Source organism: Geopseudomonas aromaticivorans, assembly GCF_019097855.1.
Taxonomy (GTDB): domain Bacteria; phylum Pseudomonadota; class Gammaproteobacteria; order Pseudomonadales; family Pseudomonadaceae; genus Geopseudomonas; species Geopseudomonas aromaticivorans.
In genome coordinates, this window is record NZ_JAHRGL010000019.1 from 215159 (window position 1) to 237582 (window position 22424).

The window sequence follows — 22424 nt, forward strand, 5'->3', positions numbered from 1 at the left end:
CGTCCTGCAGGCCTTGTGCGTCATTTGGAGCCGGTGAACTTCGGCATGGTCGCTTCGCCCTGGGCGCTGATGCCCTCGCGCGCCAAGACCTTGTGCAGGGTCAGGCCGAGGATCTTCAGGTCCAGCCAGAAGCTCTGGTGGTCGACGTACCAGACGTCCAGGCGGAATTTCTCGTCCCAGCTCAGGGCATTGCGGCCGCTGACCTGGGCCAGGCCGGTGATGCCGGGACGTACCGCATGACGACGGAACTGCTCGGGGCTGTACAGCGGCAGGTACTCCATGAGCAGCGGACGTGGACCGACCAAGCTCATGTCACCCTTCAGCACGTTCCACAGCTCCGGCAGTTCGTCCAGGCTGCTGGCGCGCAGCAAGCGGCCGAAGGGTGTCAGGCGTTCGCCGTCCGGTAGCGGCTCACCATGGGCGTCCACGGCATCGCGCATGGTGCGGAACTTGATTATCTCGAAGGGAATGCCGTTGCGCCCCGGGCGCCGCTGGCGGAACAGTACCGGCGAACCCAGGCGGCGGCGCACCTGCCAGCCGATCAGCACCAGCAGGGGCGCGAGCAGCAGCAGCCCGCAGGCGGCGGCGACAATGTCGAGCAGGCGCTTGCTCATCTGAGGCCCATCTCCTGCATCAGCATCGTATTCACGCGGCGCACGTCGTATTTCTCCTCGGCGATCAGTCGCGAGCGCTGGCCCATGCTCACGGCCAGGCCCGGATCTTCGACGAAGCGCAGCATCGCCGCAGTCAACTCATCCACGGCCTTCACCGGCACCAGGAAACCGTTGTCTCCGTCGACCACCGTCTCGCGGCAGCCGGGGGCGTCGGTGGTGATGACCGCGCGTCCCATGGCCATGGCCTCCAGCACCGTGCGCGGAGTGCCTTCGCGGTACGAGGGAAGGACGTAGACGTTGCAGTCGGCGATGGAGGGGCGCACATCGTCGAGCTTGCCCAGGTAGCGGATGACGCCCTCGGCCTGCCAGGCGTCGAGCTCCGCCTGTGCGATGGCGCTCGGGTTCTCGTCGATCCAGCCAACCAGGCTGAACAGGGCCTCGGGATGCCGGGCGCGCACCTGACGTGCCGCGGCAACGTACTCACGCACGCCCTTGTCGGCCAGCAGCCTGGCAATCATGAGAAAACGCGGGGATGGCGGCAGGGGGGCAGGGGTGTACTCGTCGACATCCACGCCGGAGCCGTTGACCACGAACGACGGGACCGCTGGGGAGAGAATCTGTTGAGTGCGGAACAGGGCCTGATCGTCCGGGTTCTGGAAGAACACCTTGTGCGCATGATTCAGCGCCAACCCGTACAGCCACTGCACCAGCGAGCGCAGCAGTGCCCGTTCATCAGTACCGTTGTCCTGTCCCTGGAAGCTGTAACCCAGCCCGGTTATCAGCGCAAAACGATTGGGAACGCTGGCCAGCCAGGCGGCCAGCGAGCCGTAGATCACGGGCTTGATGGTGTAGCCCAGCACACAATCCGGGTGGATTCGCCGCATCAACCTGTGCAGGTGGATGAGGGTGACCAGGTCGGTGAGCGGGTTGGTGCCGGTGCGCTGCATCGGGATGCTGTGAATCTGCAGGCCCCGGGCCTCCAACTTCTGGACGATCGGGCTTCCCAGCCTCAGTTCCGGAGCCCCTACATGCACGTTGTGGCCTTGGGCGAGCAAGGCATCCAGTAGCGGGCCGCGGAAGGTGAGCAGCGACTCGGGGTAGCTTGCGAGCAGGAGGAATTTCATGCGCGTTCAGACCGTTTGGGAGCCGAGGCATAGCCAAGCCGGTCCCAATGACTGAATTTCACGTCACCAGGGCATGTCTGGCAGGCTCGAGTGTCATTAAGGGGGAAAAGGTGCGATGAAACTGCCGGGGACGGTGGCGATCTTGTCCGGCTCAGACGGCCAGGGAGTTCTTCAGTATCCTGAACTTCCCGCTGCGCTCCCTGGGGATTTCCGGCACCCGGACGATGGCAATCTTCATGCCCGAGCCTAGGCGTTGACGAAGCGCGTTGGTGAATTTCATCTCCTGAAGCGTATCGAAGCGGTCTGAGCAGACCAACTTGACGGTTACTTCGTCTTGCCTGTCCTGCAAGAGCTGAAAGCACTGAATGCCTTCGACGCCTTTTGTGCAGTTGCTGATGTTTCCGGAGGCGATGCGCGTGCCATCCACGGAGAGAACGAAATCGGTTGCGCGGCCGTCGATGTGTTCGACCACCGGGAAGCACGACCCGCAGGGACAGACGAAATCATCCGGGGCAAGCTTAAGCCTGTCGTTGATGCGGTAACGGATCAGTGGTGTGCCATGGGTCGTGAACGAGGTCACCAGTATTTCGCCCTCGCGGGCGGGGCGCATTCTCTCGTCGACGACCTCGAAGATTCCCGAAAGCGGGTGGATATGCATGGATCCGTGAAGGCACTGGAATATGAAAGGTGCTCCCTCGGATGAGGCGTACTGGTCGACCAGCGGGCAGCCAAAAGCCTTCTCCACGATTTCTTTTTGCACGTCCAATACTGTTTCCGCGGTGGAGAAATAGGCTTTCAGATGGCCCTTGAGCTCGAGATTGCGCTCCAGTGCCATTCGGCACAGGTCGTAGACGCAGGTGGTGATGCCGACGATGTATTCCGGATCGAACTCCGTGAGAGCTCGCCAGTAGGCATCGAAGTTGTTTTCGCAGATGTGGAAGGTGGAGAAGAAGCGGATCCTGTTGATATGGTCGTCACGGAAGAAGGTGCCGCGAGTCAGGTCCCGTGTCTGGATCAGATTCTTTCCGCTGAACCATGCCACCTTTTTTCCAAGCGTATATCCGTAGGTTGCCCGAAAGGTGTCGATGAGGGCAAAGCGCTCCTGCATGTCGGCGTGGGTGTATAGCACCTTCATCGAAGACCCAGTGGTTCCGCCGGTCAGGTTGACGATGGCTTGGTTTTCCTTGATGGTCGCTATCTTGTCGAGATTTTCAACGATATTCCGTTTTTCCAGTATCGGGAAATCCTCCAGCTCCAGCCCCTTGCAGGGAGCGTACCATGAGGAGTTTTCCGTGGCGTACTTCAGGAAGGCCGCAAGCTTTCTCTGCTGTTCTGCATGAATCTCGCCCGCACTGAGCCTTGAGCAGTTTGCATAGTATTCGCGCATGCTCGCGTATATGCCGGTGTGGCGCTTGTGATACAGGTTGGTGTTGTAGAGGCTGATGGCGATATTCTGGATCGACATCGGAAGGAGTTGCTGGATAAATTCTTGCGCTGTCATGATTCACCTATGAGATCAGTGACTCTTTCCAGAAGTTGTGCCTTATCTCGTCAAGGTTTTTTCTTTCGTAGGTTGCTGCGGTTGCATAGGCGTTGCGTCCTGCCTTCAGGTACTCGTCCGGATGGAGTTCGAGCATTCTTTCCATGATGGCGCTCAGTCCGGTGTGCTCCAGATTCGCGAAGATGAATGACTGGGGAAGAAGCTCTGGAATCCCGCCCCTGTCACTGCCGGCTGCTGGCAGGCCCCGCGACATGGCTTCGATCAGCGAGCGGGGCAATCCTTCCGAGCGGCTTGGCTGGAGGTAGAAGGTTTGCTGATCGAGCCATTCGAGAACCTCGGCCGACGAGTTTCTGGTGCCATCGAAGTGAACCTTTTCCGCCACGCCCAGGCTGCCTGCCAGATCCTCGAGGTGGGCGTGATCGCCTGATCCGAGTATGTGCAGCTCACAGTCATGGCCCTTGCCGATCAGCAGGCTCAGGGCTCTTATGGCAATGTCGACGCCCTTGTAGTCGGTCACCATCGAGCCGATCAGGCCGAAGCTCTTCCTCAGCTTGTCGAGATTGTTTCGCCGGACTTCCTGAACGTCCGGCCAGGGGGCAAGGGTTATGTTCACGTTCGATGCCGAAGCGGACAGGCCGGCGCAAGGGTAGAGTGCCTGGAGTGCTCTTCGGGTGACGTATATGCAGGCTTGCGATCGGGCTATGGCCCGCCTGACTCTTAGGGATAGCAGTGGCGCATACAGTCTTGCGTAGAGCTTTTTGTGATGGGCCAGGGCGGTCAGTGGGTCGCCAACCAGCTCGGTGGAAAACCTCTTGCCAAGCCTTGTGGCGATGCTGATGGCCAGCAGGCCAATTTCGCTCGGTAGTCTGACGATCAGATGGTCCGCCAGGCCTATTTCGTGCTCGAGTATTTCCCGAGCCTGGGGCCTGTTGGTCAGGACGTGGGTCGGCGAGGAGATGCTGGGCACCCTGACGAAGGCAACCCGGTCACGTGAGGAAAGCACACCGGCAGCCGACTCGACGTCATGCATGCGCGCGGTGACGATGAGTTCCTCGGCAAAGTCGAGGTAGCGGCCCCAGTTCTCGGCCGGGAAACCGCCCTGGGAGTAGACCTTGCCGTCGGCGGTCCTGGCGAATCCACCGTCATAGGCAAAGACAACGCGCGATAGCTTTTTCATGGCTGGCTCATGCTTGTTATGGGCTTCGGTCGCATGGAAATCAGGAAGATCATCAGGAAGGCCATGAAACCGTTCTTCATGATGAAAAAGACCAGGTTGTCGGAGTCGGAAAGGATCAGCACCAGGCAGCCGTTGGCGATGAAGGGGATCAGCAGGGTTCGCGGATCCTCGGCCTGCAGCCGGAGGCAGAAGTTGTTGATCTTGCCGATCAGTACTCCGGCGCCGATGAACAGCAGGATAGGCAGGGCTGGGCCGAAGTTGAGTAGCCCTTCGCCGTAGAGGCCGAATACGCGGCTGTTGCGTATGCGCCCGTATGACAGTACCGGGTCGATGGTTCTTCCGTAGAAAAGCTCAGCCCCTGCTGTGTTCTTCGAGTCTGGGAACGGGTTGTCCATCCACGGCAGCATCTTGAACAGCGAGTTCAGGTACGTGGCGCCCAGCTTGACGTTGTAGCTGTCCGAGTCGAAGTATTCGTGAAGTGTGTAGGCATGTACCGTTGATCTTGAGAAATCCTCGAGGAGGATGCCGGCGACGGGGTTGCCATCGAATCTGCCCGAGTCCTCGACCGTGTATTCTCCGCTGAAGGCTTCGACGCCGAAGCTCTTGTACACGGCATAGCTGACCATGAAGGACAGCAGAAATGCCAATCCGATCAGATAGTGTCTCAGCTTGAGCTTGAAATATACCAAATGGATGATGCCGGCCGCCCAGAATATGCCCCATATGGTGTTGCTCCTGCTGCCTCTGAACCCGCCAAAGAGGAGCTTGAGCAGGAAGAAAATGATGAGCAGGGCGTATATCAGTCCAATCTTTTCCCTGACCTTTTCCCGGTCGGTGAAAAGGACGAACGAGATGAGCAGCAGGATGGGGAAGGCTTCGGCCAGCATGAATGTCGAGCCGAGTCCCTTGAAAGATTCCTTCTGCTCGGTCCATTGGACAAGGTAGCCGTATATTCCACCGAAACTCATGAATATGTAGGCCTGGATCAGCAGGGTGATTGCCAGGAATGTCAAGGATATGATGGGGAGCGTGCTTCTGTTGACTTCCCAGGCGGGCAGCGGGTCGCTTTTTTCGTTCCAGGTCAGACTGATTCCGGTCAGCAGTGCAATGGTGCAGGCTGTATAGACCCATGATGTGTAAATCAGCCATGGCTCCCATTCGATGTTCTTCGGGACGTAGAGAATGTATTTTCCCCACACGATGCTTGCCAGTGGCGAGATGGCCAGGCTCCAGATCATGATCAGTGCAACCAAGGGGGCAGGATGGAAGATCGATCCACCTTGGGCAAGGTTCTTGAAGATGATGAAGTAGAGAATCGTGCTGCTGATGGCGATCTGCGGAAAGAAATTGATGGCCTGTAGCCCGCCAATCAGCAGACTGGCTGTTGTTGTCAGCAGTCCGGCAATGATTGCCTGGTGGGAGTAGTGGATTTTCAATTTTCGCACGCCTGTGCTGGTTTTGTTCAGGGCATTTCTAGGCCGGCGAGTCCAGGGACGTGGCCAGTTTCCGGTGCCGTTGGGTGGCGTACAGTGCATTGAAGCCGAACAGGGTCAAGGACGATATCAGGTAGGCTGCAGCTGCACCGGTTTGCGCGAATCGCATGATCAGCAGCGGACTTGCTATAACCGCAACCACGGTCGAGAAAAGGGCTGCCACGAGTATCTTGTTGAACTGTCTGTTGGCCACCAGGACTGCATTCGACAGGGTGGACAGGAAGTGCAGTCCACCGGCAACGCCGATCATCGCCAGGATGTGATAGGGATAGTCGATTTTCGTCTTGTATATGATTTCTATCGCCGGGTTGGCCAGCAGCATCATGAACGCCAGATAGCCACTCGAGTAGATAATGAAAAACAGCCAGGCCCTCCTGGGAATCCCATGCTGCGTGATTCTGGGGATGATCGCCTGGCAGATCGAGTTGATCGGCAGGGTCGCGAAGGCGATGAAGTAGGTCAGCATCACGAATTCCGCGAGTGCCTGCTCGTCCAGGATATGGTTTATCGAGATTCTGGGAATACTTGAATTCAGGCTGACGATGAACGAGCCAAGCGCGAGTGGTGTACCGGTCTTGATGATGTTCAGGAGGCCTGTATCGCGGGGGGCTTCCTTTTCTTCTTGGCGGCGGTCGTAAATGAAGTAGACGATCAGCGTTGCTGCCGGGTAGACAAGGAGCATCTCCTTTACCCTGATGCCCAGGGCGAAGAGCGCCAGGAACAGCGCGGCGAACAGTGTCAGCTTGGCGATCTTGGAGACGCCGTACCTATACAATCCACCAGACCGCACCCAGGTTCCGTAGCTCAGCTCCGACAGGTTGTCCGACAGTTTGATCAGGAAGACGAGGGTGGCTATCGTTGCGTCGCCATCCGTTACCGCGAGGATGGCCAAGTAGTAGAGGGTCAGTACCAGCAGGCCAGTCTGCTGGGCGCGCCGGTATGTGCTGAGGCCGTGCTCCCGGTTGTTGTCGGACGCAATCGAGTTCCTGACGCCAAAGGTGGTGAGTATGGCCGCCGGCGTGAACAGCGCCAGATAGTAGGCATACTCGCCAGCGGCCGCGATGGATATCAGGCGCGACAGCACTACCAGCACCGACCACTGCGCCAGGGCATAGGCGACCGATCCGCAGATGTGGAAGAGCGCCTCCCGCTTCAGGCTCATGCCGTATGCCTTTTCAGAGGCTGGGCGGAGCGGAGGAAGTCCACGTACCAGGGCATTGCCCTTTCGATGCCGGCCCGAATGTCGAACTGGGGCGCGTAGGCGAGCAGCTTGCGGGCCTTGCCTATGTCCGCCAGCGAGTGCCTGACGTCGCCAGGGCGGAAATCCCGGTAGACGGGGGGCCTGGAATAGCTGATGCCGCTGTTGCTCAGGCTGTCCTTCAGGGCGGCAAACAGCTGGTTGAGTGTCGTCCTCTCGCCAACGGCGATGTTGTAGACCTGATTGCGGGCGGATTCGTCCGCGGTCGTGGCGGCCAGCAGGTTGGCTTGCACCGTGTTCTCGATGAAGCAGAAGTCGCGACTGCTTTCGCCATCTCCATTGATGAAGACATCCTCGCCATTGATCATTGCCGCGATCCACCTCGGGATCACGGCGGCATAGGCGCCGTTCGGATCCTGGCGTTTTCCGAACACATTGAAATAGCGCAGTCCGATGCTGGCGAAACCGTAGGTCCGAGCGAATACCTCGGCGTACAGCTCGTTGACGTACTTGGTGACGGCGTAGGGCGACAAGGGTTTGCCGATCACATCCTCCACCTTGGGCAGTCCGGGGTGGTCGCCATAGGTGGAGCTGCTGGCGGCGTAGACGAAGCTTTTCACCCGGCAGTCGCGTGCGGCAATCAGCATGTTGAGAAAGCCGTCGATATTGGTGGCATTGGTCGCTACCGGATCATCGATCGAGCGCGGCACCGAGCCGAGAGCCGCCTGGTGCAGCACATGATCAACCCCTGCGCAGGACATCCGGCAGTCGGACGGGTTGCGGATATCTCCTGCGATAAAACGAAAGCGCGCCCATTGCTCGGCTGTTACCTCGCGCTGTACTTCGTCGAGGTTGCGCTGATGGCCGGTCGCGAAGTTGTCGAGACCCACCACATGCTGGTCTAGCCGGAGCAGAGCCTCCAGCAGATTGGAGCCGATAAAGCCGGCTACCCCGGTGATCAGCCAGGTTCGCGGGGCTGTGGTGAGCTTGCGCTGCAGGGTTGGATAGCTGGTCATCTTGGCTGCTCCGTGATGTCCCGACGCATGGCGGTTGTCAAAGACGCAGGTCCGACTCTTCCTGTGTCAGCAGGTACTTGAGGTCGTAGAGCACGTGTTCGGCCTTGCCGTACTTGCGGATGTTGGCGGCACCCAGGCTACGGAACTCGTCATGCGCCACGGCGAGGATGATGGCGTCGTAGGCGGCGATGGCCGGTTCGCCGACCGGGGTTATGCCGTACTCATGGCGCGCTTCCGCGCAGTTCACCCAGGGGTCGTAGACGTCGGCGTTGATGTGGTACTCGGTCAGCTCGCGGAGGATGTCGACTACCTTGGTGTTGCGCAGGTCCGGGCAGTTTTCCTTGAAGGTCAGGCCCAGGACCAGAACGTTGGCGCCCTCGACGCAGATGCGCTGCCTGAGCATCGCCTTGACCAGCTGGGAGACCACGTAGGCGCCCATGCCGTCATTGAGGCGGCGCCCGGCGAGGATGATTTCCGGGTGGTAGCCGATGCTCTGTGCCTTGTGGGTCAGGTAGTAGGGGTCGACGCCGATGCAGTGGCCACCGACCAGGCCGGGGCGGAAGGGCAGGAAATTCCACTTGGTGCCAGCGGCCTTGAGCACCTCTTCGGTGTCGATACCCATCCTGTTGAAGATGATCGCCAGCTCGTTGATCAGGGCGATGTTGAGGTCGCGCTGGGTGTTCTCGATCACCTTGGCGGCCTCGGCGACCTTGATGCTGCTGGCCTTGTGGGTGCCGGCGGCGATGATCTGGCTGTACAGCGCGTCGACCAGTTCGGCGGCTTGTGGGGTGGAGCCGGAGGTGACCTTCTTGATGGTGGTGACGCGGTGCTCCTTGTCCCCGGGGTTGATGCGCTCGGGGCTGTAGCCGGCGAAGAAGTCGACGTTGAACTTGAGCCCGGATACCTGCTCCAGGACCGGCACGCATTCTTCCTCGGTGGCGCCGGGGTAGACGGTCGACTCGTAGATGACGATGTCACCTTTCTTCAGCACTTGGCCGATGGTTTGCGAGGCCTTGATCAGCGGGGTCAGGTCGGGCTGCTTGTGCTCGTTGATCGGCGTCGGCACTGTGACGATGAAGGTGTTACAGGCGGCCAGGTCACTGATGTCTGCGCTGTAGTGCAGCTTGTAGGCTTTACGCAACTCCACGTCGCTGACTTCCAGGGTCGCGTCATGGCCCTCCTGTAGTGCACTGATACGGCCCTGGCTGATATCGAAGCCCACTACCGGGCGATGTTTGCTGAATTCGACGGCCAGCGGCAAGCCGACGTAGCCAAGGCCGATGATGGCGAGTTTGATGTCGTCTGGCGTATGCATGGTGTTCATCCTGATGGGGCCAGTGGTGGGCTTGGCCATCCATGGTCAGGGCTAGGCGGCGTGTCTTCCCGGCGCGCACGGTACTTTGCAGTTGCCCGGTCGGGCTTCAGGCGAAATGCCCGTGGGCGATCTGCCATGGGGTGTCGATGACCAGCCGTTCGGCTTGAAAGGCGCCGACGATGCGTGCGGCGTGCTCCATGCCTTCGCTCAGTACAGGGGGGCGGTGCTGTACGTTGTGCGCGTCGCTGGCGAGGATGGTGACCAAGCCCAGCTCGAGGAGGGCGTTGGCGATCATCTGTGCCGGTTCGCCAAAGCGGCCGGCGACAGCGCCGGCAGTGACCTGCAGCAGGCAGCCCTGTTCGATGAATGGCTTGAGCTTGCGTGGACAGTGCATCACACCCTTGTTGCGCTCGGGGTGGGCGATCATCGGCATGACGTCGTGTTGCAGCAGCCATTCGGTGAGCCGTTCGGCGCCGAAAGGTACTTCGCTGTGCGGCAGCTCAAGTAGCAGGACCCGCTTGCCGTGCCAGGTGCCCAGGAAGGGCAGGGTGCCCTGTTCTATGCCATTCATCAGCTCCGTGCCGTAGCGCACCTCGGCAGCGGCAGCGACCTGCAGCGCAATCCCCTCCTCGCGCAGGCCATCGACCAGCTGCTTGTGGGCTGCGGCGATGCTGGCGACGGTGTTGTCATACCGGCCGGGATGGATATGGGGCGTGCAGACCACATGGGTAATGCCTGCCTGGACGGCCATGCGCGCCAGATGCAGGGCCGTTGCGAGGTCTGGGGCGCCGTCATCGATGCCCGGCAACAGGTGATTGTGCAGGTCGATCATGAGCGAGTCCTGATTGTCCATGGGCACATACACCGGCGAGGCGCAGCCCCCTTGGCGCTTTAGCGAACATCTTCGGTCTCAGACCTTTTCCGGCAAGGCGGCCGCCTGAGGGGGCGGATTCTTGCTGTATCCGTAGTAGTCGTAGTAACCGCCGTAGTGATAGCCGTGCTTCTGAGCCTTCTTGACGTCTACCTGGTTGAGCACCACGCCCGTCACCGGTGAATTGCTCTGCAGCAATTGACCTACTCCCCTCTTGACCAGCGGGATCGGCGTTGCTTCGGACTTGATCACGTAGATTTGCGCATCGGCATGGATGGCCAGCAGTGATGCGTCGCTGACGGCCTGGGTCGGGGGCGAGTCGATGATCACCCGGTCGTAGTGGCTTTTGAGGTGTTCGATGATCTTGGCGAAGCGCTCCGAGGACAGCAGTTCGAGCGGGTTCGGTGGTACCAGGCCGGCGCACAGCATGTCGATGCCTGCCACGGTCTTGATGCAATCCTCGATTCTGGCGGTACCAACAATCAGGTTGGCCAGGCCGGGTGCTCCCACCGGGAACTTGAAGTTCTTCGCCAAGGTCGGGCGGCGCAAGTCCGCGTCAACCAGCAACACCTTTTCCATCTGGCCGAAGGCGAAGGCCAGGTTGGCCGCCACGGTGCTCTTGCCTTCGCCGGGCTGGGAGGAGGTAACCACCAGGGTGCGGTGCCGCTTGTGCAGGTCTGACAGTATCAGGCTGGTGCGTATGGTGCGGATTGACTCGCTGAAAGCCTTGTCCTTGTCGCTGGTGAAAAGCTGGGCGAGCTCGGCGCGCTGCCTGTTCTTTATCAGCGGCAGGATGCCCAGCACCGGCAGGTTGAGCTTGGACTCGACGTCCTGGGTGCTCTTGAAGGTGTTGTTGAGCACCTCCAGCAGCAGGCTGAGGCCGATGCCTGCCATCAGGGCGAGGGCTCCGGCGAATGCGACGATCATGCTCCGCTGGGGTGAGAAGGCCTCGGTCGGCAGTGCAGCCCGGTCGACCACCCGGGCGTTGGCCGAGTCCATGTCGGATGTGGCTGCAGTTTCCTTCAGGCGGGTCATGAAGGTGTCGTGCAGGGCGCGGTTGGCTTCCACCTCGCGCATCAGCTCGCGTACCTGGAATTCCTTGCGGGATATCTTCTGGATCTGCGCCTTGTTGGCATCGACCGAAGCGCGCAGCGAGCTTTCGTTGGCAACCGCCAATTGGTAGTTACGCTCTATGCCGGCGACGATCTGTTCGACCTGGCCGCGCAGGCTGGCGGAGGCGGCGCTGAGATCGGAGCGAGCGGCCTCCATGGCAGGGTGTTGGGCACCATAGCGCTTGGACAGCTCGTCGACCTTGGCGCGGGCCCTGGCTTCGTCGGCCTTGAACTGCTGGATCAGCGGGTGACCGAGAACGGCCGGAATGGTGGCGAGTTTTTCCCAGCCGCCGCTGCGCATGGATTGCACCTGGCGGTACTGACTCTGCACTTCGGCGCGCTGGCGGCGGGCGTCGATCATGCGGTCGCTGGTGGCAGACAGCTCTGCGGCGTTGATGGTCGACACGCCGTCAATGTCCACCAAGTTCTCCTGCTCGCGGAATGCCTGCAGCTTGTCTTCAGCCTCCTTGAGTTTGATGCGCAGCTCCTTCAAGCGGCCATTCATCCACTGGCTGGCGCTCATGGACATCTCCATGGAGGCCTCGATCTGGCTTTCAATGAAGCCGTCGGCCAGGGTGTTGGCCGCCTTGGCGGCAAGGTGTGGGTCAGTCATTTCGACCTGTACCTTGACCAGCTGGCTCTTGCCCATCGGTGCGATGCTGACCCGCTTCATGAAGGCCTTGGTGACCTCGTCGAAGATTTTCGCTTCGGTCGGGTCTGCAATTTCTTCCAGATCTTCCGGGAGGGTTGCGGGAATGGCCTGCTCAATGTTGAAGCTGGCCAGCATGCCCTTGATGTCGATCAGTGGCTCGGGCCGCTGGCGCGGATCGAATTCGGGGTTGGTGGTTAGCTCCAGCTGCTTGACCACGCGCTCAGCAAGGGCACGGGACTTGAGGAGCTCGAACTGGGTCTGGAGATATTCATTGCCGGCACCTTCGACGCCGTAGACCTGCTCGATGGAGACGACGTTGGCCTTTTTCTGCTCGATCAGCAGAGTGCTGGCTGCCCGGTAGGTCGGGGTTATGGCAAAGGAGCCCAGTCCCGCCACCATCATGACGATCAACACCAGGCCGAGGATGCTCCACTTGCGACGCCAGATGGTGCGCCACGCGTGCAGCAGTTCGGGCGCATCATTTTCCAGTCTCCTGGCGATCCAGGTCTGCTCTTGGGTATGAGCTGTCGCGTCCATCTGGAGCCCCCTAGGGTCAATTGCTTAGAAGAAGCCCTGATCAATGTTGATGGTGTCGCCAGGCAGGATCTGCGTATCCAGCGTGGCCTGTTCGGGCCGCCGCTGCGGATCTTGGTCGCGGATGATGGTGATGCGGCTGGTGGATGCCCGTTCGGTGAGCCCACCGGCCAACGCAATGGCACGGCGCAGGGTCAGCCCGGGCTGGAAGGCATAGCCTCCTGGGGTCTTCACTTCGCCGCTGATGAAGAACTCGCGGTACTTGAGGATGCTGACCGACACCCGCGGGTCGACCAGGTAGTTACCCTTGAGGCGCTCGGTAAGGGTGCGCTCGATCTCGGCAGCCGTCTTGCCGCCCGCGCGCACGTCGCCGAGGAAGGGGTACGAGAAGGTGCCCGCGTCGTTGAGGCGGATCTCGTCGAAGCTGAGGTCGGGCTCGCCGAAGACGCTGATGCGGATGATGTCGCCGGAAGCCAGCTTGTAGGTGGAGTCGCCTTCGGCCATCACGCTGCCTACGCCGGGCAGGAGCAGGCTGAGGCTCAGGGCCAGGATGAAACGACGGAGAGTCATGGCGCGGTCTCCCTAATCCTAATGAAGCCGGGTCATCAACGGGGCTGCAGGCCGCGTCTGCAGCGGTGCCACAGATGACTGTTCGAGTCACCGACCGTTGGTGCTGCCTTTCCGGACGGTTATCTGGTCGTGTGGTGCGCGTCGCAGGTGCATCTGCCGGTGACGGCCTCACGTGTAGGGCGGGCGTCAGAGCAGCCCCGTTGCCCGGTTATGCGCTGGTACAGGTGTGGTCAGCTGCGGCTGGCTTTGCCATGGCTCCCGTTGCCGGGGTTGCTGCCAGGCCCGCCGCCATTGGGTATGGCCGGTGTGGCAGGGGTTGCCGGTTTGGCTGGAGTGCCTGCCGTGCCCGGGACCGCCGGAGTGGCCGGCGTAGCCGGTGTGGCTTTGCTCGTTTGGGGCTTGGCCTTCTCGTCGGCTGCGACGAGGATGCTGCCCGTCGTCGTCAGTCCGTGCGGTGCTGCGGGGGCCGCAAGCGCCTGGGTGGTGATCAGGGCCACTGCCAGGGCCAGAGTGGTCAGAGTCTTGCGCATTGTCGAAGCTCCTCGCGTGTAAACCAGACGGTCTTCTGAAGGCTAGATCATCAACTCTCATGCACCGCTGACGTGCCGGTAACTCGCGACAAGTGGTACAGGCAGGTGTGCTGTTGGCGGGCCCTGAGGGATGCCGGTAACGGCTGAAGTCCTGTTCCGGAGAGGGGCGCTATGCCTTGTGCATCTGGTCGGTTGCCTGGTTTTTGTTGTTTGACAGAGTCATTCAGGCACGCTACCGCCCCAAGATTTTCCGTTGTTTCTTGAATACGAGAGTTCTTGTGAGTTAACGGCTTTCCCATCTGGGAATAGCGGATGGTGTGCCTATGGTCGTCAGTGTAGTGCGGCTTTTTGAGTCGTAAAGTCGACGGAATGGCGTCACCTGTTCGTGTGATTGTTGTGGTTTGGTCTTTTTTTGACGCGCCATGGGCTATCCTGCTTGGGAAGCATGGATATGTAAGGGGGAGGGGGATGGCTGCATCGTAAAATGGGTAATGAAGTCTGTCAGGACTTCCGGTCAGGCATGAAGGCTATGCTCTGAGCGGCGGGATAGTTGCGTCTGGCTACCTGTTCTTGCTTTGAAAACAGGGACTTGGCTGCTTTCTCGCGGGGATGGTTTGGAATTCGATGCACGCGGAGTCTGTGTGCGTGATTTTTCCATAAGCGATTTTTCGAAGTTCGTAATCCGGCTGATGTCTGGTTGTGTTTTTTGAAGTGTGACTTTCTGGGTATTCTGTCGTTATGGGGGTTGGTTGTTTACTTATTGGAGTTGGGGTCTATTGGTATCGGCGATTTGTTGTGGGTGGGTTCGATGTATTAATTGGTTTTTCTTGATTCGTCATGGTTGACTTTGTTTTGGTGGGGCAGTTTTTCGCGATTCCGGTAGAATTGGGGGATGCTCAACCTGTTGATTGGCTTGAGAAAAACGAACTCTCAGCGCATGGCATGAATATATTCAGCCTCTGTGTGCTGGCATCGCGCATGTCGATACGCTCCCGCCAATCTTCAGAAATGGAATTTTGTAGGTCTTGGCATATAGCATTAACTCATCCGTCAATGCCTGTCTGCCGCTCGGAGCTTGCGTCGATAAACTGCGCCGGGTTGACGGCTCTGCCCTGAATGGCGGAGGTTCCCAACTCAGCGAGATCAGGACAAGGGTACTCGCAGAGGCAGGCTGGTCCCCTCGTTGAGAAATGCTCGGCCGGGCTCCTGGCCGTATATGCGTACAGCAGGAACACCAGTCCAAGATCGCCTCACCCAATGAGAGGCGAGAGCAGGGGCGCACGGCGGGCGCTGCGCTATCCTTCCCCGCCGCCGAAGTACGGGGTATCTCGCGCAAAATCCGGATTACTGCCCTGCTTGGGGCGCAGGTAACGTAGATTGCTGATCTGCATCACCGCCTCGCGCAGGGCCTCGATCTTCAGCGGCTTGGTCAGGTAGCGGGCGACGTCAAGGTCGCTGACCAAGGCAAAGTCTTCCGGCAGCGCGCCGGCGCTGATGACGATCACCGGCAGGTCGCGGGTACGGGTGTTCCTGCGCAGCGAGCGCAGCAGGCTGTCACCCTGCAGCCCCGGTAGGTCGATGTCCAGCAGCAGCAGTTCGGGCGGGTTTTCGGTGATCCAGTGCAGGGCTTCCAGTCCATTGTCGAGAATGTCGACGTCGGCGAGATCCGATAGCGCTTTCTGGACCAGCAGTTGGCTCGAGCGGTTGTCCTCGACATACAGCGTGCGCAGCAGGTTGCCGGTGCTGCTGGCCGGCGCATGCCGGCGTGAGCTCTTCTGCAATTCTGGGCTGAACGGCAGTTCTACCCAGAAGGTGCTGCCGATGCCGGGCTCGCTGTTGAAGTCGAGCCGTCCGTTCATCATCTCCGCCAGTTCTCGGCTGAGCACCAGGCCGATGCCCGTGCCCTTGATGTTGCTGTTCTCATGGCCGAGGCGCTGGAACGGTTTGAATAGCTGGACCTGTTTTTCCTCGCTGATGCCGTAGCCGGTGTCTTCGACGATCAGGCGCAGGCTTTCGGCGGTGATCTTGTAGCTGAGCGACAGGTGTCCGTGGGGCCGGTTGTACTTGATGGCGTTGCTCAGTAAGTTGAGCAGGATCTGCCGCAGTCTGCGGGGTTCGGCCTGCACCAGCAGGGCTCCTTCCGGCAGGTGGCTTTCCAGGTGCAGGTTGTGCTCGCTGGCCTGGGGGCGGATCAGCTCAATGCACTCGCTCATGATCCGCCGGGCATCCACGGTTTCCAGGCGCAGCTCGGTGTTCTCCGCTTCGATGCGGGCGAGGTCGAGGATGTCGTCCACCAGCAGGCACAGGTGGTCGCTGGCGGAGAGGATCTCGTCGGTGTACTGCTTGAAATTGCTTTCGTTCGGGTTATCAGGCAGTTCGAGCTGGATCATCTGGGCAAAGCCCTGCACGGCGTTGAGCGGGGTGCGCAGCTCGTGACTCATGCTGGAGAGGAAGCGGGTCTTGGCGACGTTGGCGGCCTGCGCCTGCTGGCTGGCAAGGACCAGGGCTTCTTCGGTGGCCTTGAGCGCATCGATGTCGACATGGGTGCCGGCAATCCGCAGGATGCGCCCGCTGCTGGTGTCCTGCGCCACGATCCGGGCGCGACTGAGCAGCCAGTGATGGATGCTGCAGGCATCGCTGAAGCGGTATTCGATCGTGAAGTCGGTGTCGGGGTGTTGCTCCGCATGTTCGTGGCAGGCGACCACGGCGTCGAGGTCGTCGGGATGGATTCGGGTGTAGAAGTCGTCCAGCCCCAAGTCGCTGCTCTTGAGGCCGAAACGCTCGATGAAGCGCCCCTGGATACGGATGCGCCGCTGCTCCAGATCGATTTCCCAGATGCTTTCGGTGGTCGAGTCGAGCACCAGTTCCAGCTGATTCTGCGCCTGCTGGCGGATCGCCTCGCTGTCGGCCAGTTGGGCGCCCATGGCGCTGGTGGTTCTGGCCATTTGTTCGAGTTCGGTGATGTGGGAGCTGGCGCGTGGTGGGAACCAGTTGCCCTGACCGATCTGCTGCATCATTTCGCCGATTTTCTGGATGGGTTGCTGCAGGCGGTCGCTGAGCTGCCGCGAGCGAGCCCACATGACGGCGAAGAACAGCAGGTAGAACAGGACCATGCCGGCGATCAGCAGGTAGCCGATCTGCTGGTAGCGGCTGGCGAGGGCGTTGGTCTGGCTGAAGACCGCGGCTTCGTCGACCACCGTGATCAGCTTCCAGCCGGTCTCCGGGATGGTGGCCCACGCGGCCAGTTGCGCCTTGCCGGCCAGGTTGATCGCCTCGATACCCGATGGGCTCTGGCTGATGGCGTGGGCCAGGGCTTGAGTGTCGGGGCGCTTGCCGAGGTTGAAGTCGCTGGGCTTGAAGATTTCCTTGCGGATGGCTTCGTCGTAGGAGTGTTTGGTCAACTCGCTGAGGGCGAAGTCCTGCTCGCCGGAAGGGGGCAGGGCCATGATGTTGAGGTCGCCGCTGACCAGCATGGCGTAGCCGTTCCACGGCACCTGCAGTCCGACGATTTCCTTGAGGATGTTGTCGACGGTGATATCGAGTCCGACGACCCCTTCGAGAAAGTCGCCGCGATAGACCGGGGCCAGTGCCGACATCATCCAACCCTGGCCGGCCGGGTCGACGTAGATGTCGGTCCAGTTCACCTTGCGCTGCGGATTGTGGGTGGCGTCGGCCAGGTAATAGAAGTTGTAGCTGGGGATGACCATGTCGTGCGGATACTGGTCGGGGGTGTAGAACCACGGGTAGAGGCGGTTGTAGCTGTCCCAGCTGTTGAAGTAGATGGCGCTGACCAGCTTGTTGCTGGCGTGGATGCTCTTCATCAGCGGATCCAGCTGGGCCAGGCGCATGACCTTGTCGATGTCCTGCTTATCCTGCGGTGTGCTGTTGGCGTAGAAGGAAGCCGCGCGACCATCGTCAGTGCGGGTGAACAGCACGCCGTCCTCGGTGCGGGCGTGGCGCTGGCGCTCGATGTTGTCCACCAGATAGGCGTCGCGCAGGAGTACGGCCTGCACCTGCTCGCCATAGGTCCGGGTCAGCTGGGTGATGGTCTTGAGGCGCTCGCTGACGAACTTGGCTTCCTGCTGGGCTGCGCTCTTGAGGTCGGTGAGTGCTGCCTGGCGCAGGTGTTCGATCTGGGTGTCGCGGATCGCGCCGTTGGTCAACAGATAGGCTGCGATCAGTACCGTCTCGACCAGGATCAGCGGGATCAGGGCGCTTTGCACGAAGGCGCGCCACATCCAGTGGCGCAAGGTGATTTTCTTGTCTTGCTGCATGCCAGGGGTCTCGAACGCTCTGCTTTTGGCTCGCGCGGGCAAAATGGCCGTTTTGTCTGGCCGTGATTGTGCGCGGGATAACCGGTGGCGGATAGTGGTGCGGAATCATAATGCAAGAGCCTGTTTTTGTGATGAAATTCACACGCGAATACTGAGAACAATGCGTGCCCCGTCTTTTTTTCCGACCTAATCAGGATGTCCGCTGCGTGGACAGAATTTTCCGTGCTTGAGGTTGTAACTTTCGCTCGAGCCGCTACAATGGCGCGGCTCACCGAATGGCGGGCTCGTTATGGTGGCCCCATTGGTCCCCCCGCAACGATTAGCCGTTAACCTGGTCAGGCCCGGAAGGGAGCAGCCACAGCGGTGACATCGTGTGCCGGGGTGTGGCTGGTGGGGCCGCCTCCATTTCTGCCCCCGCAAAATCCCCCGCGAGTGCAATTTGCACCGTCCTTCGCTAGCATTGCCCCCCACGCTCAACTGCTCCCAGCGAAACGATTCGATGAGTTATCAGGTTCTTGCCCGTAAGTGGCGTCCGCGCTCGTTCCGCGAAATGGTCGGTCAGGCCCATGTGCTCAAGGCCCTGATCAATGCGCTGGACAACCAGCGGCTACACCATGCCTATCTGTTCACGGGCACCCGTGGCGTAGGCAAGACCACCATCGCGCGCATCCTGGCCAAGTGCCTGAACTGCGAGCAGGGCGTCAGCTCGACGCCGTGCGGCGAGTGCTCGATATGCCGGGAGATCGACGAGGGGCGTTTCGTCGATTTGATCGAAGTGGACGCCGCCAGCCGGACCAAGGTCGAGGACACCCGCGAGCTGCTGGACAATGTGCAGTACGCACCCAGCCGCGGCCGCTACAAGGTCTACCTGATCGACGAAGTGCACATGCTGTCCACGCACTCGTTCAACGCCCTGCTCAAGACCCTCGAAGAGCCGCCGCCCCACGTCAAGTTCCTGCTCGCCACCACCGACCCGCAAAAGCTGCCGGTCACCATCCTTTCGCGCTGCCTGCAGTTCTCGCTGAAGAACATGCCGCCGGAGCGGGTGGTCGAGCACCTGACCCATGTGCTGACCGTCGAGCAGATTCCGTTCGAGGCCGACGCGCTGTGGTTGCTGGGTCGCGCCGCCGATGGTTCGATGCGCGACGCCATGAGCCTGACCGATCAGGCGATTGCCTTCGGCGAAGGCAAGGTGTTGGCGGCCGATGTGCGCTCGATGCTTGGGACTCTCGATCACGGCCAGGTCTACGGCGTGTTGCAGTCGCTGCTGGAGGGGGATGCGCGTGCGCTGCTCGAGGCGGTGCGCCATCTGGCCGAGCAGGGGCCAGACTGGGCCGGCGTCCTGGCCGAGATGCTCAACGTGCTGCACCGCGTGGCAATTGCTCAAGTGCTGCCGGATGCGGTCGACAACGGCCAGGGCGACCGTGAGCGGGTGCTGGCCCTGGCCGCTTCGCTGCCGGCCGAGGATGTGCAGTTTTATTACCAGATGGGGTTGATCGGTCGCCGCGACCTGCCGTTGGCGCCCGATCCGCGTAGCGGTTTCGAAATGGTGCTGCTGCGCATGCTGGCCTTTCGTCCGGCCGGTGTGCCATCGGCGCCGGACACGCCGCTAAAGACCGCGGGGATCAGTCAGGCCGCGACTGATTCCGCGCTGGCTCCGGTGGCCGGGACTGCGGCGCGGGTCGTGCAGGTTCCGGCTTCTGTGCGGCCGGCGGCGGTGGTCGCGGAGCCTGCCGCGCCCGTCGCTCCAGAGCGCCCGGAGGTGACGGTCGTTGCCCCTGTTGCCGCAGCGCCCAGGAATGCGAGCGCGCCGGTCGTGCCGGTGGACGTGCCCTGGGATACCGCTCCGGTGAATCGTGCGCCTGCGGCGCCGGAGGAGCGACGGAATCCTCCTCCCGCGTACGTGGAGCCCCCCGCCGCCCGACAGGACGCGCCAGTCGCGGCAGCCGCCACGCTAAGCGCAGTTCCTGCTGCGCCTACGTTGGCTGAGCCGCCGGAGGCTGACGTGGCGGAGGCGGCTGATGACGATGGCGGCAACGAGGATTACGACGAGGTAGACGTGGATGCCTACGCCTATCTCGAAAGCATGCAGCCGGTGGACGAGCATGATCTGCCGAGCGAGACGATCGTCGAGCCATCGCTGCCGTCAGCCGCGCCCGCCACGGGACTGTCAGCCGAATGGCTGGAGCTGTTTCCCAGGCTCGGCCTGGCGGGCATGACGGCGAGCATCGCGGCAAACTGTACGCTGGTGGCGGTAGACGGCGACCGCTGGCATCTGCATCTGGATCCAGGGCAAAGCGCGCTGTTCAACGCCAGTCAGCAGCGTCGCCTGACCGATGCGCTGAGCAGCTATCATGGACGGCCATTGACCTTGCAGATCGATATCGTCCGCCCCGAGCAGGAGACCCCGGCTCAGGCTGCTGCCCGCCAGCGTGCGGAGCGACAGCGCGAGGCCGAGGCATCGATTCATGCCGATCCATTGGTTCGGCAGATGATGGACCAATTCGCCGCGGTGATCCGCGGCGGCACGATTGAACCCCTGAACGATTGAGGTGATTCCCATGATGAAAGGTGGCATGGCCGGGCTGATGAAGCAGGCCCAGCAGATGCAGGAAAAGATGCAGAAGATGCAGGAAGAGCTGGCCAATGCCGAGGTGACCGGTCAGTCCGGCGCCGGCCTGGTGAGCGTGGTGATGACCGGTCGCCACGACGTCAAGCGCGTCTCCCTGGATGACAGCCTGATGCAGGAAGACAAGGAAATCCTCGAGGATCTGATCGCTGCCGCGGTGAATGATGCCGTGCGCAAGATCGAGCAGAACAACCAGGACAAGATGGCCGGCATGACTGCGGGCATGCAGTTGCCGCCGGGCTTCAAGATGCCGTTCTGATCCTGCCCCATCTCCCGCTCGCGGGAGATGGTTGGGGCGTGGATGCATCCTCTCCCTCGCCCCCTTTCCCATGCTTGGGAGCGGGGGTTGCTCCGTATTTCTGTGAGTCATTCGTCATGAGCTTCAGCCCCCTGATTCGCCAACTGATCGACGCCCTGCGTATCCTGCCCGGCGTGGGACAGAAGACTGCCCAGCGCATGGCGCTGCAGATGCTCGAGCGTGATCGTAGCGGCGCGCTGCGTCTGGCGCAGGCGCTGACGCGGGCGATGGAAGGGGTCGGTTATTGCCGGTGCTGCCGCACGCTCAGCGAGGACGAGCTGTGCCCGCAGTGCAGCGATCCGCGCCGCGACGACGCATTGCTGTGCGTGGTGGAGGGGCCGATGGACGTGTTCGCGGTAGAGCAGACCGGCTATCGCGGTCGCTATTTCGTGCTCAAGGGCCATCTGTCGCCGCTGGACGGTCTGGGGCCGGAAGCCATCGGCATTCCGGAGCTGGAGGCGCGGATCGGGCAGGGCGCCTTTGCCGAGGTGATCCTCGCCACCAATCCGACGGTGGAGGGCGAGGCCACGGCCCATTACATCGCCCAGATGCTGGCGCCGCGTGGCCTGACGGTGTCGCGCATTGCCCATGGCGTGCCGCTGGGCGGCGAGCTGGAGCTGGTGGACGGCGGAACCCTGGCTCACGCCATGGCCGGCCGCCGGCCGATGGGCTGCTAGGTTCGCGTCAGCCCGCTCGGGCCGGTGTAAAAACGCCCGCGTCAGGATACCTGAGGCGGGCGTTGCATTTGCGCGGGCCGTGGGTGTCGCGAGGTCACTCCTCGAGGCGACCGCCAGCCAGGGCGCACAGTTCGACGGCGTCGAGAATCTGCACTTCCTTGCCTTCGGCGCTGAGCAGGCCATTCTGCTGGAAGCGGGTGAATACCCGCGATACGGTTTCCACGGCAAGGCCGAGGTAGTTGCCGATCTCGCTGCGCGACATGGCCAGGCGGAACTGGTTGGCCGAGTAGCCGCGGGCACGGAAGCGCGCGGAGAGGTTGACCAGGAAGGTGGCGATGCGCTCGTCGGCGGTTTTCTTCGACAGCAGCAGCATCATCTGCTGATCGTCGCGGATTTCGCGGCTCATCAGCCGCATCAGCTGACGCCGCAGCTGTGGCAGCTGGATGGCCAGCTCATCGAGCTTCTCGAATGGGATCTCGCACAGCGAAGTGGTTTCCAGTGCCTGGGCCGAGACCGGATAGGCCTCGGCATCCATCCCGGACATGCCGACCAGTTCGCTGGGCAGGTGGAAGCCGGTGATCTGCTCCTCGCCGCCATCGGTGACGCTGAAAGTCTTCAGTGCGCCGGAGCGCACGGCGAACACTGAACCGAAGCTGTCGCCCTGGCGGAACAGGAATTCGCCTTTCTTCAGTGGCCGGCCACGCTTGACGATGTCGTCCAGCGCATTGATGTCTTCCATGTTCAGGGACAGCGGCAGGCACAGCGGGGCGAGGCTGCACTCCTTGCAGTGCGCTTGCGGCAGGTTGCGCGCCTTGATGGTGTCTTGGCCGGCGGTCATG

General features: G+C 61.3%; 17 protein-coding genes and 1 other RNA gene. 4 read left to right on the forward strand and 14 right to left on the reverse strand.

Features of this window, described 5'->3' with window-relative positions; all coding sequences use genetic code 11:
- Positions 1-20: 20 nt before the first annotated feature.
- The 13 genes from KRX52_RS09160 to KRX52_RS09220 all read right to left on the reverse strand — a co-directional run bounded on the left by KRX52_RS09160 (position 21) and on the right by KRX52_RS09220 (position 17981).
- A complete protein-coding gene (locus tag KRX52_RS09160) occupies positions 21-614 on the reverse strand; it encodes a sugar transferase (protein WP_217681432.1) in 594 nt (197 codons plus the stop codon).
- Positions 611-1738 (reverse strand): glycosyltransferase family 4 protein, encoded by a 1128-nt coding sequence (locus tag KRX52_RS09165; protein ID WP_217681433.1) that lies wholly within the window; start codon positions 1736-1738, stop codon positions 611-613. The genes KRX52_RS09160 and KRX52_RS09165 overlap by 4 nt, the downstream gene beginning before the upstream one ends.
- A gap of 151 nt (positions 1739-1889) precedes the next feature.
- Positions 1890-3239, reverse strand: a complete 1350-nt coding sequence (locus tag KRX52_RS09170) for a phenylacetate--CoA ligase family protein (protein ID WP_217681434.1) — start codon at positions 3237-3239, stop codon at positions 1890-1892.
- Positions 3240-3246: 7 nt separating this feature from the next.
- The gene (locus KRX52_RS09175; RefSeq protein WP_217681435.1) at positions 3247-4416 is read right to left on the reverse strand and encodes a glycosyltransferase; all 1170 of its coding nucleotides are present in this window, start codon (positions 4414-4416) and stop codon (positions 3247-3249) included.
- Entirely contained in the window at positions 4413-5852 is a 1440-nt protein-coding gene (locus tag KRX52_RS09180; protein ID WP_217681436.1) for a hypothetical protein, read from the reverse strand. Before KRX52_RS09180 ends, KRX52_RS09175 begins: the two co-directional genes overlap by 4 nt.
- A 37-nt stretch (positions 5853-5889) precedes the next feature.
- Entirely contained in the window at positions 5890-7071 is a 1182-nt protein-coding gene (locus tag KRX52_RS09185) for a lipopolysaccharide biosynthesis protein (protein WP_217681437.1), read from the reverse strand.
- Positions 7068-8123: an NAD-dependent epimerase/dehydratase family protein gene (locus KRX52_RS09190; RefSeq protein WP_217681438.1), complete on the reverse strand. Its 1056-nt coding sequence runs from the start codon at positions 8121-8123 to the stop codon at positions 7068-7070. The genes KRX52_RS09185 and KRX52_RS09190 overlap by 4 nt, the downstream gene beginning before the upstream one ends.
- Positions 8124-8160: 37 nt before the next feature.
- On the reverse strand, positions 8161-9438 hold the full coding sequence (gene tviB / locus KRX52_RS09195) for a Vi polysaccharide biosynthesis UDP-N-acetylglucosamine C-6 dehydrogenase TviB (RefSeq protein WP_217681439.1): 1278 nt from the start codon (positions 9436-9438) through the stop codon (positions 8161-8163).
- Positions 9439-9544: 106 nt separating this feature from the next.
- The gene (locus tag KRX52_RS09200) at positions 9545-10270 is read right to left on the reverse strand and encodes a tyrosine-protein phosphatase (RefSeq protein WP_217681440.1); all 726 of its coding nucleotides are present in this window, start codon (positions 10268-10270) and stop codon (positions 9545-9547) included.
- A 78-nt stretch (positions 10271-10348) separates the two neighbouring features.
- A complete protein-coding gene (locus KRX52_RS09205; RefSeq protein ID WP_217681441.1) occupies positions 10349-12610 on the reverse strand; it encodes a GumC family protein in 2262 nt (753 codons plus the stop codon).
- Between the two features lie 24 nt (positions 12611-12634).
- A complete protein-coding gene (locus KRX52_RS09210; protein ID WP_217681442.1) occupies positions 12635-13177 on the reverse strand; it encodes a polysaccharide biosynthesis/export family protein in 543 nt (180 codons plus the stop codon).
- A 230-nt stretch (positions 13178-13407) separates the two neighbouring features.
- Positions 13408-13707: a hypothetical protein gene (locus KRX52_RS09215; RefSeq protein WP_217681443.1), complete on the reverse strand. Its 300-nt coding sequence runs from the start codon at positions 13705-13707 to the stop codon at positions 13408-13410.
- 1295 nt (positions 13708-15002) lie between these two features.
- The gene (locus KRX52_RS09220) at positions 15003-17981 is read right to left on the reverse strand and encodes an ATP-binding protein (RefSeq protein ID WP_217681444.1); all 2979 of its coding nucleotides are present in this window, start codon (positions 17979-17981) and stop codon (positions 15003-15005) included.
- Positions 17982-18280: 299 nt separating this feature from the next.
- Here KRX52_RS09220 and ffs point away from each other — a divergent pair.
- From ffs to recR, 4 genes are all read left to right on the forward strand, one after another.
- Positions 18281-18377: signal recognition particle sRNA small type (ffs, locus tag KRX52_RS09225), an RNA gene on the forward strand.
- A 103-nt stretch (positions 18378-18480) separates the two neighbouring features.
- Positions 18481-20532, forward strand: a complete 2052-nt coding sequence (gene dnaX / locus KRX52_RS09230) for a DNA polymerase III subunit gamma/tau (protein WP_217681445.1) — start codon at positions 18481-18483, stop codon at positions 20530-20532.
- 10 nt (positions 20533-20542) lie between these two features.
- Entirely contained in the window at positions 20543-20869 is a 327-nt protein-coding gene (locus KRX52_RS09235; RefSeq protein WP_090310254.1) for a YbaB/EbfC family nucleoid-associated protein, read from the forward strand.
- 116 nt (positions 20870-20985) lie between these two features.
- Positions 20986-21585 (forward strand): recombination mediator RecR, encoded by a 600-nt coding sequence (recR, locus tag KRX52_RS09240; RefSeq protein WP_217681446.1) that lies wholly within the window; start codon positions 20986-20988, stop codon positions 21583-21585.
- A 94-nt stretch (positions 21586-21679) separates the two neighbouring features.
- Here the strand turns inward: recR and fnr are convergent, their stop codons facing one another.
- Positions 21680-22423: a fumarate/nitrate reduction transcriptional regulator Fnr gene (fnr, locus tag KRX52_RS09245; protein WP_217681447.1), complete on the reverse strand. Its 744-nt coding sequence runs from the start codon at positions 22421-22423 to the stop codon at positions 21680-21682.
- Between the last annotated feature and the right edge of the window lies 1 nt (position 22424).

Bases quoted from the DNA above. Each gene is read 5' to 3' on its own strand.
- dnaX (WP_217681445.1), top strand. From the start codon at position 18,481: ATGAGTTATCAGGTTCTTGCCCGTAAGTGGCGTCCGCGCTCGTTCCGC.
- KRX52_RS09190 (WP_217681438.1), bottom strand. From the start codon at position 8,123: ATGACCAGCTATCCAACCCTGCAGCGCAAGCTCACCACAGCCCCGCGA.
- fnr (WP_217681447.1), bottom strand. From the start codon at position 22,423: ATGACCGCCGGCCAAGACACCATCAAGGCGCGCAACCTGCCGCAAGCG.
- KRX52_RS09185 (WP_217681437.1), bottom strand. From the start codon at position 7,071: ATGAGCCTGAAGCGGGAGGCGCTCTTCCACATCTGCGGATCGGTCGCC.
- KRX52_RS09165 (WP_217681433.1), bottom strand. From the start codon at position 1,738: ATGAAATTCCTCCTGCTCGCAAGCTACCCCGAGTCGCTGCTCACCTTC.
- KRX52_RS09160 (WP_217681432.1), bottom strand. From the start codon at position 614: ATGAGCAAGCGCCTGCTCGACATTGTCGCCGCCGCCTGCGGGCTGCTG.
- KRX52_RS09205 (WP_217681441.1), bottom strand. From the start codon at position 12,610: ATGGACGCGACAGCTCATACCCAAGAGCAGACCTGGATCGCCAGGAGA.
- KRX52_RS09200 (WP_217681440.1), bottom strand. From the start codon at position 10,270: ATGATCGACCTGCACAATCACCTGTTGCCGGGCATCGATGACGGCGCC.
- KRX52_RS09235 (WP_090310254.1), top strand. From the start codon at position 20,543: ATGATGAAAGGTGGCATGGCCGGGCTGATGAAGCAGGCCCAGCAGATG.
- KRX52_RS09215 (WP_217681443.1), bottom strand. From the start codon at position 13,707: ATGCGCAAGACTCTGACCACTCTGGCCCTGGCAGTGGCCCTGATCACC.
- recR (WP_217681446.1), top strand. From the start codon at position 20,986: ATGAGCTTCAGCCCCCTGATTCGCCAACTGATCGACGCCCTGCGTATC.
- KRX52_RS09175 (WP_217681435.1), bottom strand. From the start codon at position 4,416: ATGAAAAAGCTATCGCGCGTTGTCTTTGCCTATGACGGTGGATTCGCC.
- KRX52_RS09220 (WP_217681444.1), bottom strand. From the start codon at position 17,981: ATGCAGCAAGACAAGAAAATCACCTTGCGCCACTGGATGTGGCGCGCC.
- KRX52_RS09210 (WP_217681442.1), bottom strand. From the start codon at position 13,177: ATGACTCTCCGTCGTTTCATCCTGGCCCTGAGCCTCAGCCTGCTCCTG.
- tviB (WP_217681439.1), bottom strand. From the start codon at position 9,438: ATGCATACGCCAGACGACATCAAACTCGCCATCATCGGCCTTGGCTAC.
- KRX52_RS09170 (WP_217681434.1), bottom strand. From the start codon at position 3,239: ATGACAGCGCAAGAATTTATCCAGCAACTCCTTCCGATGTCGATCCAG.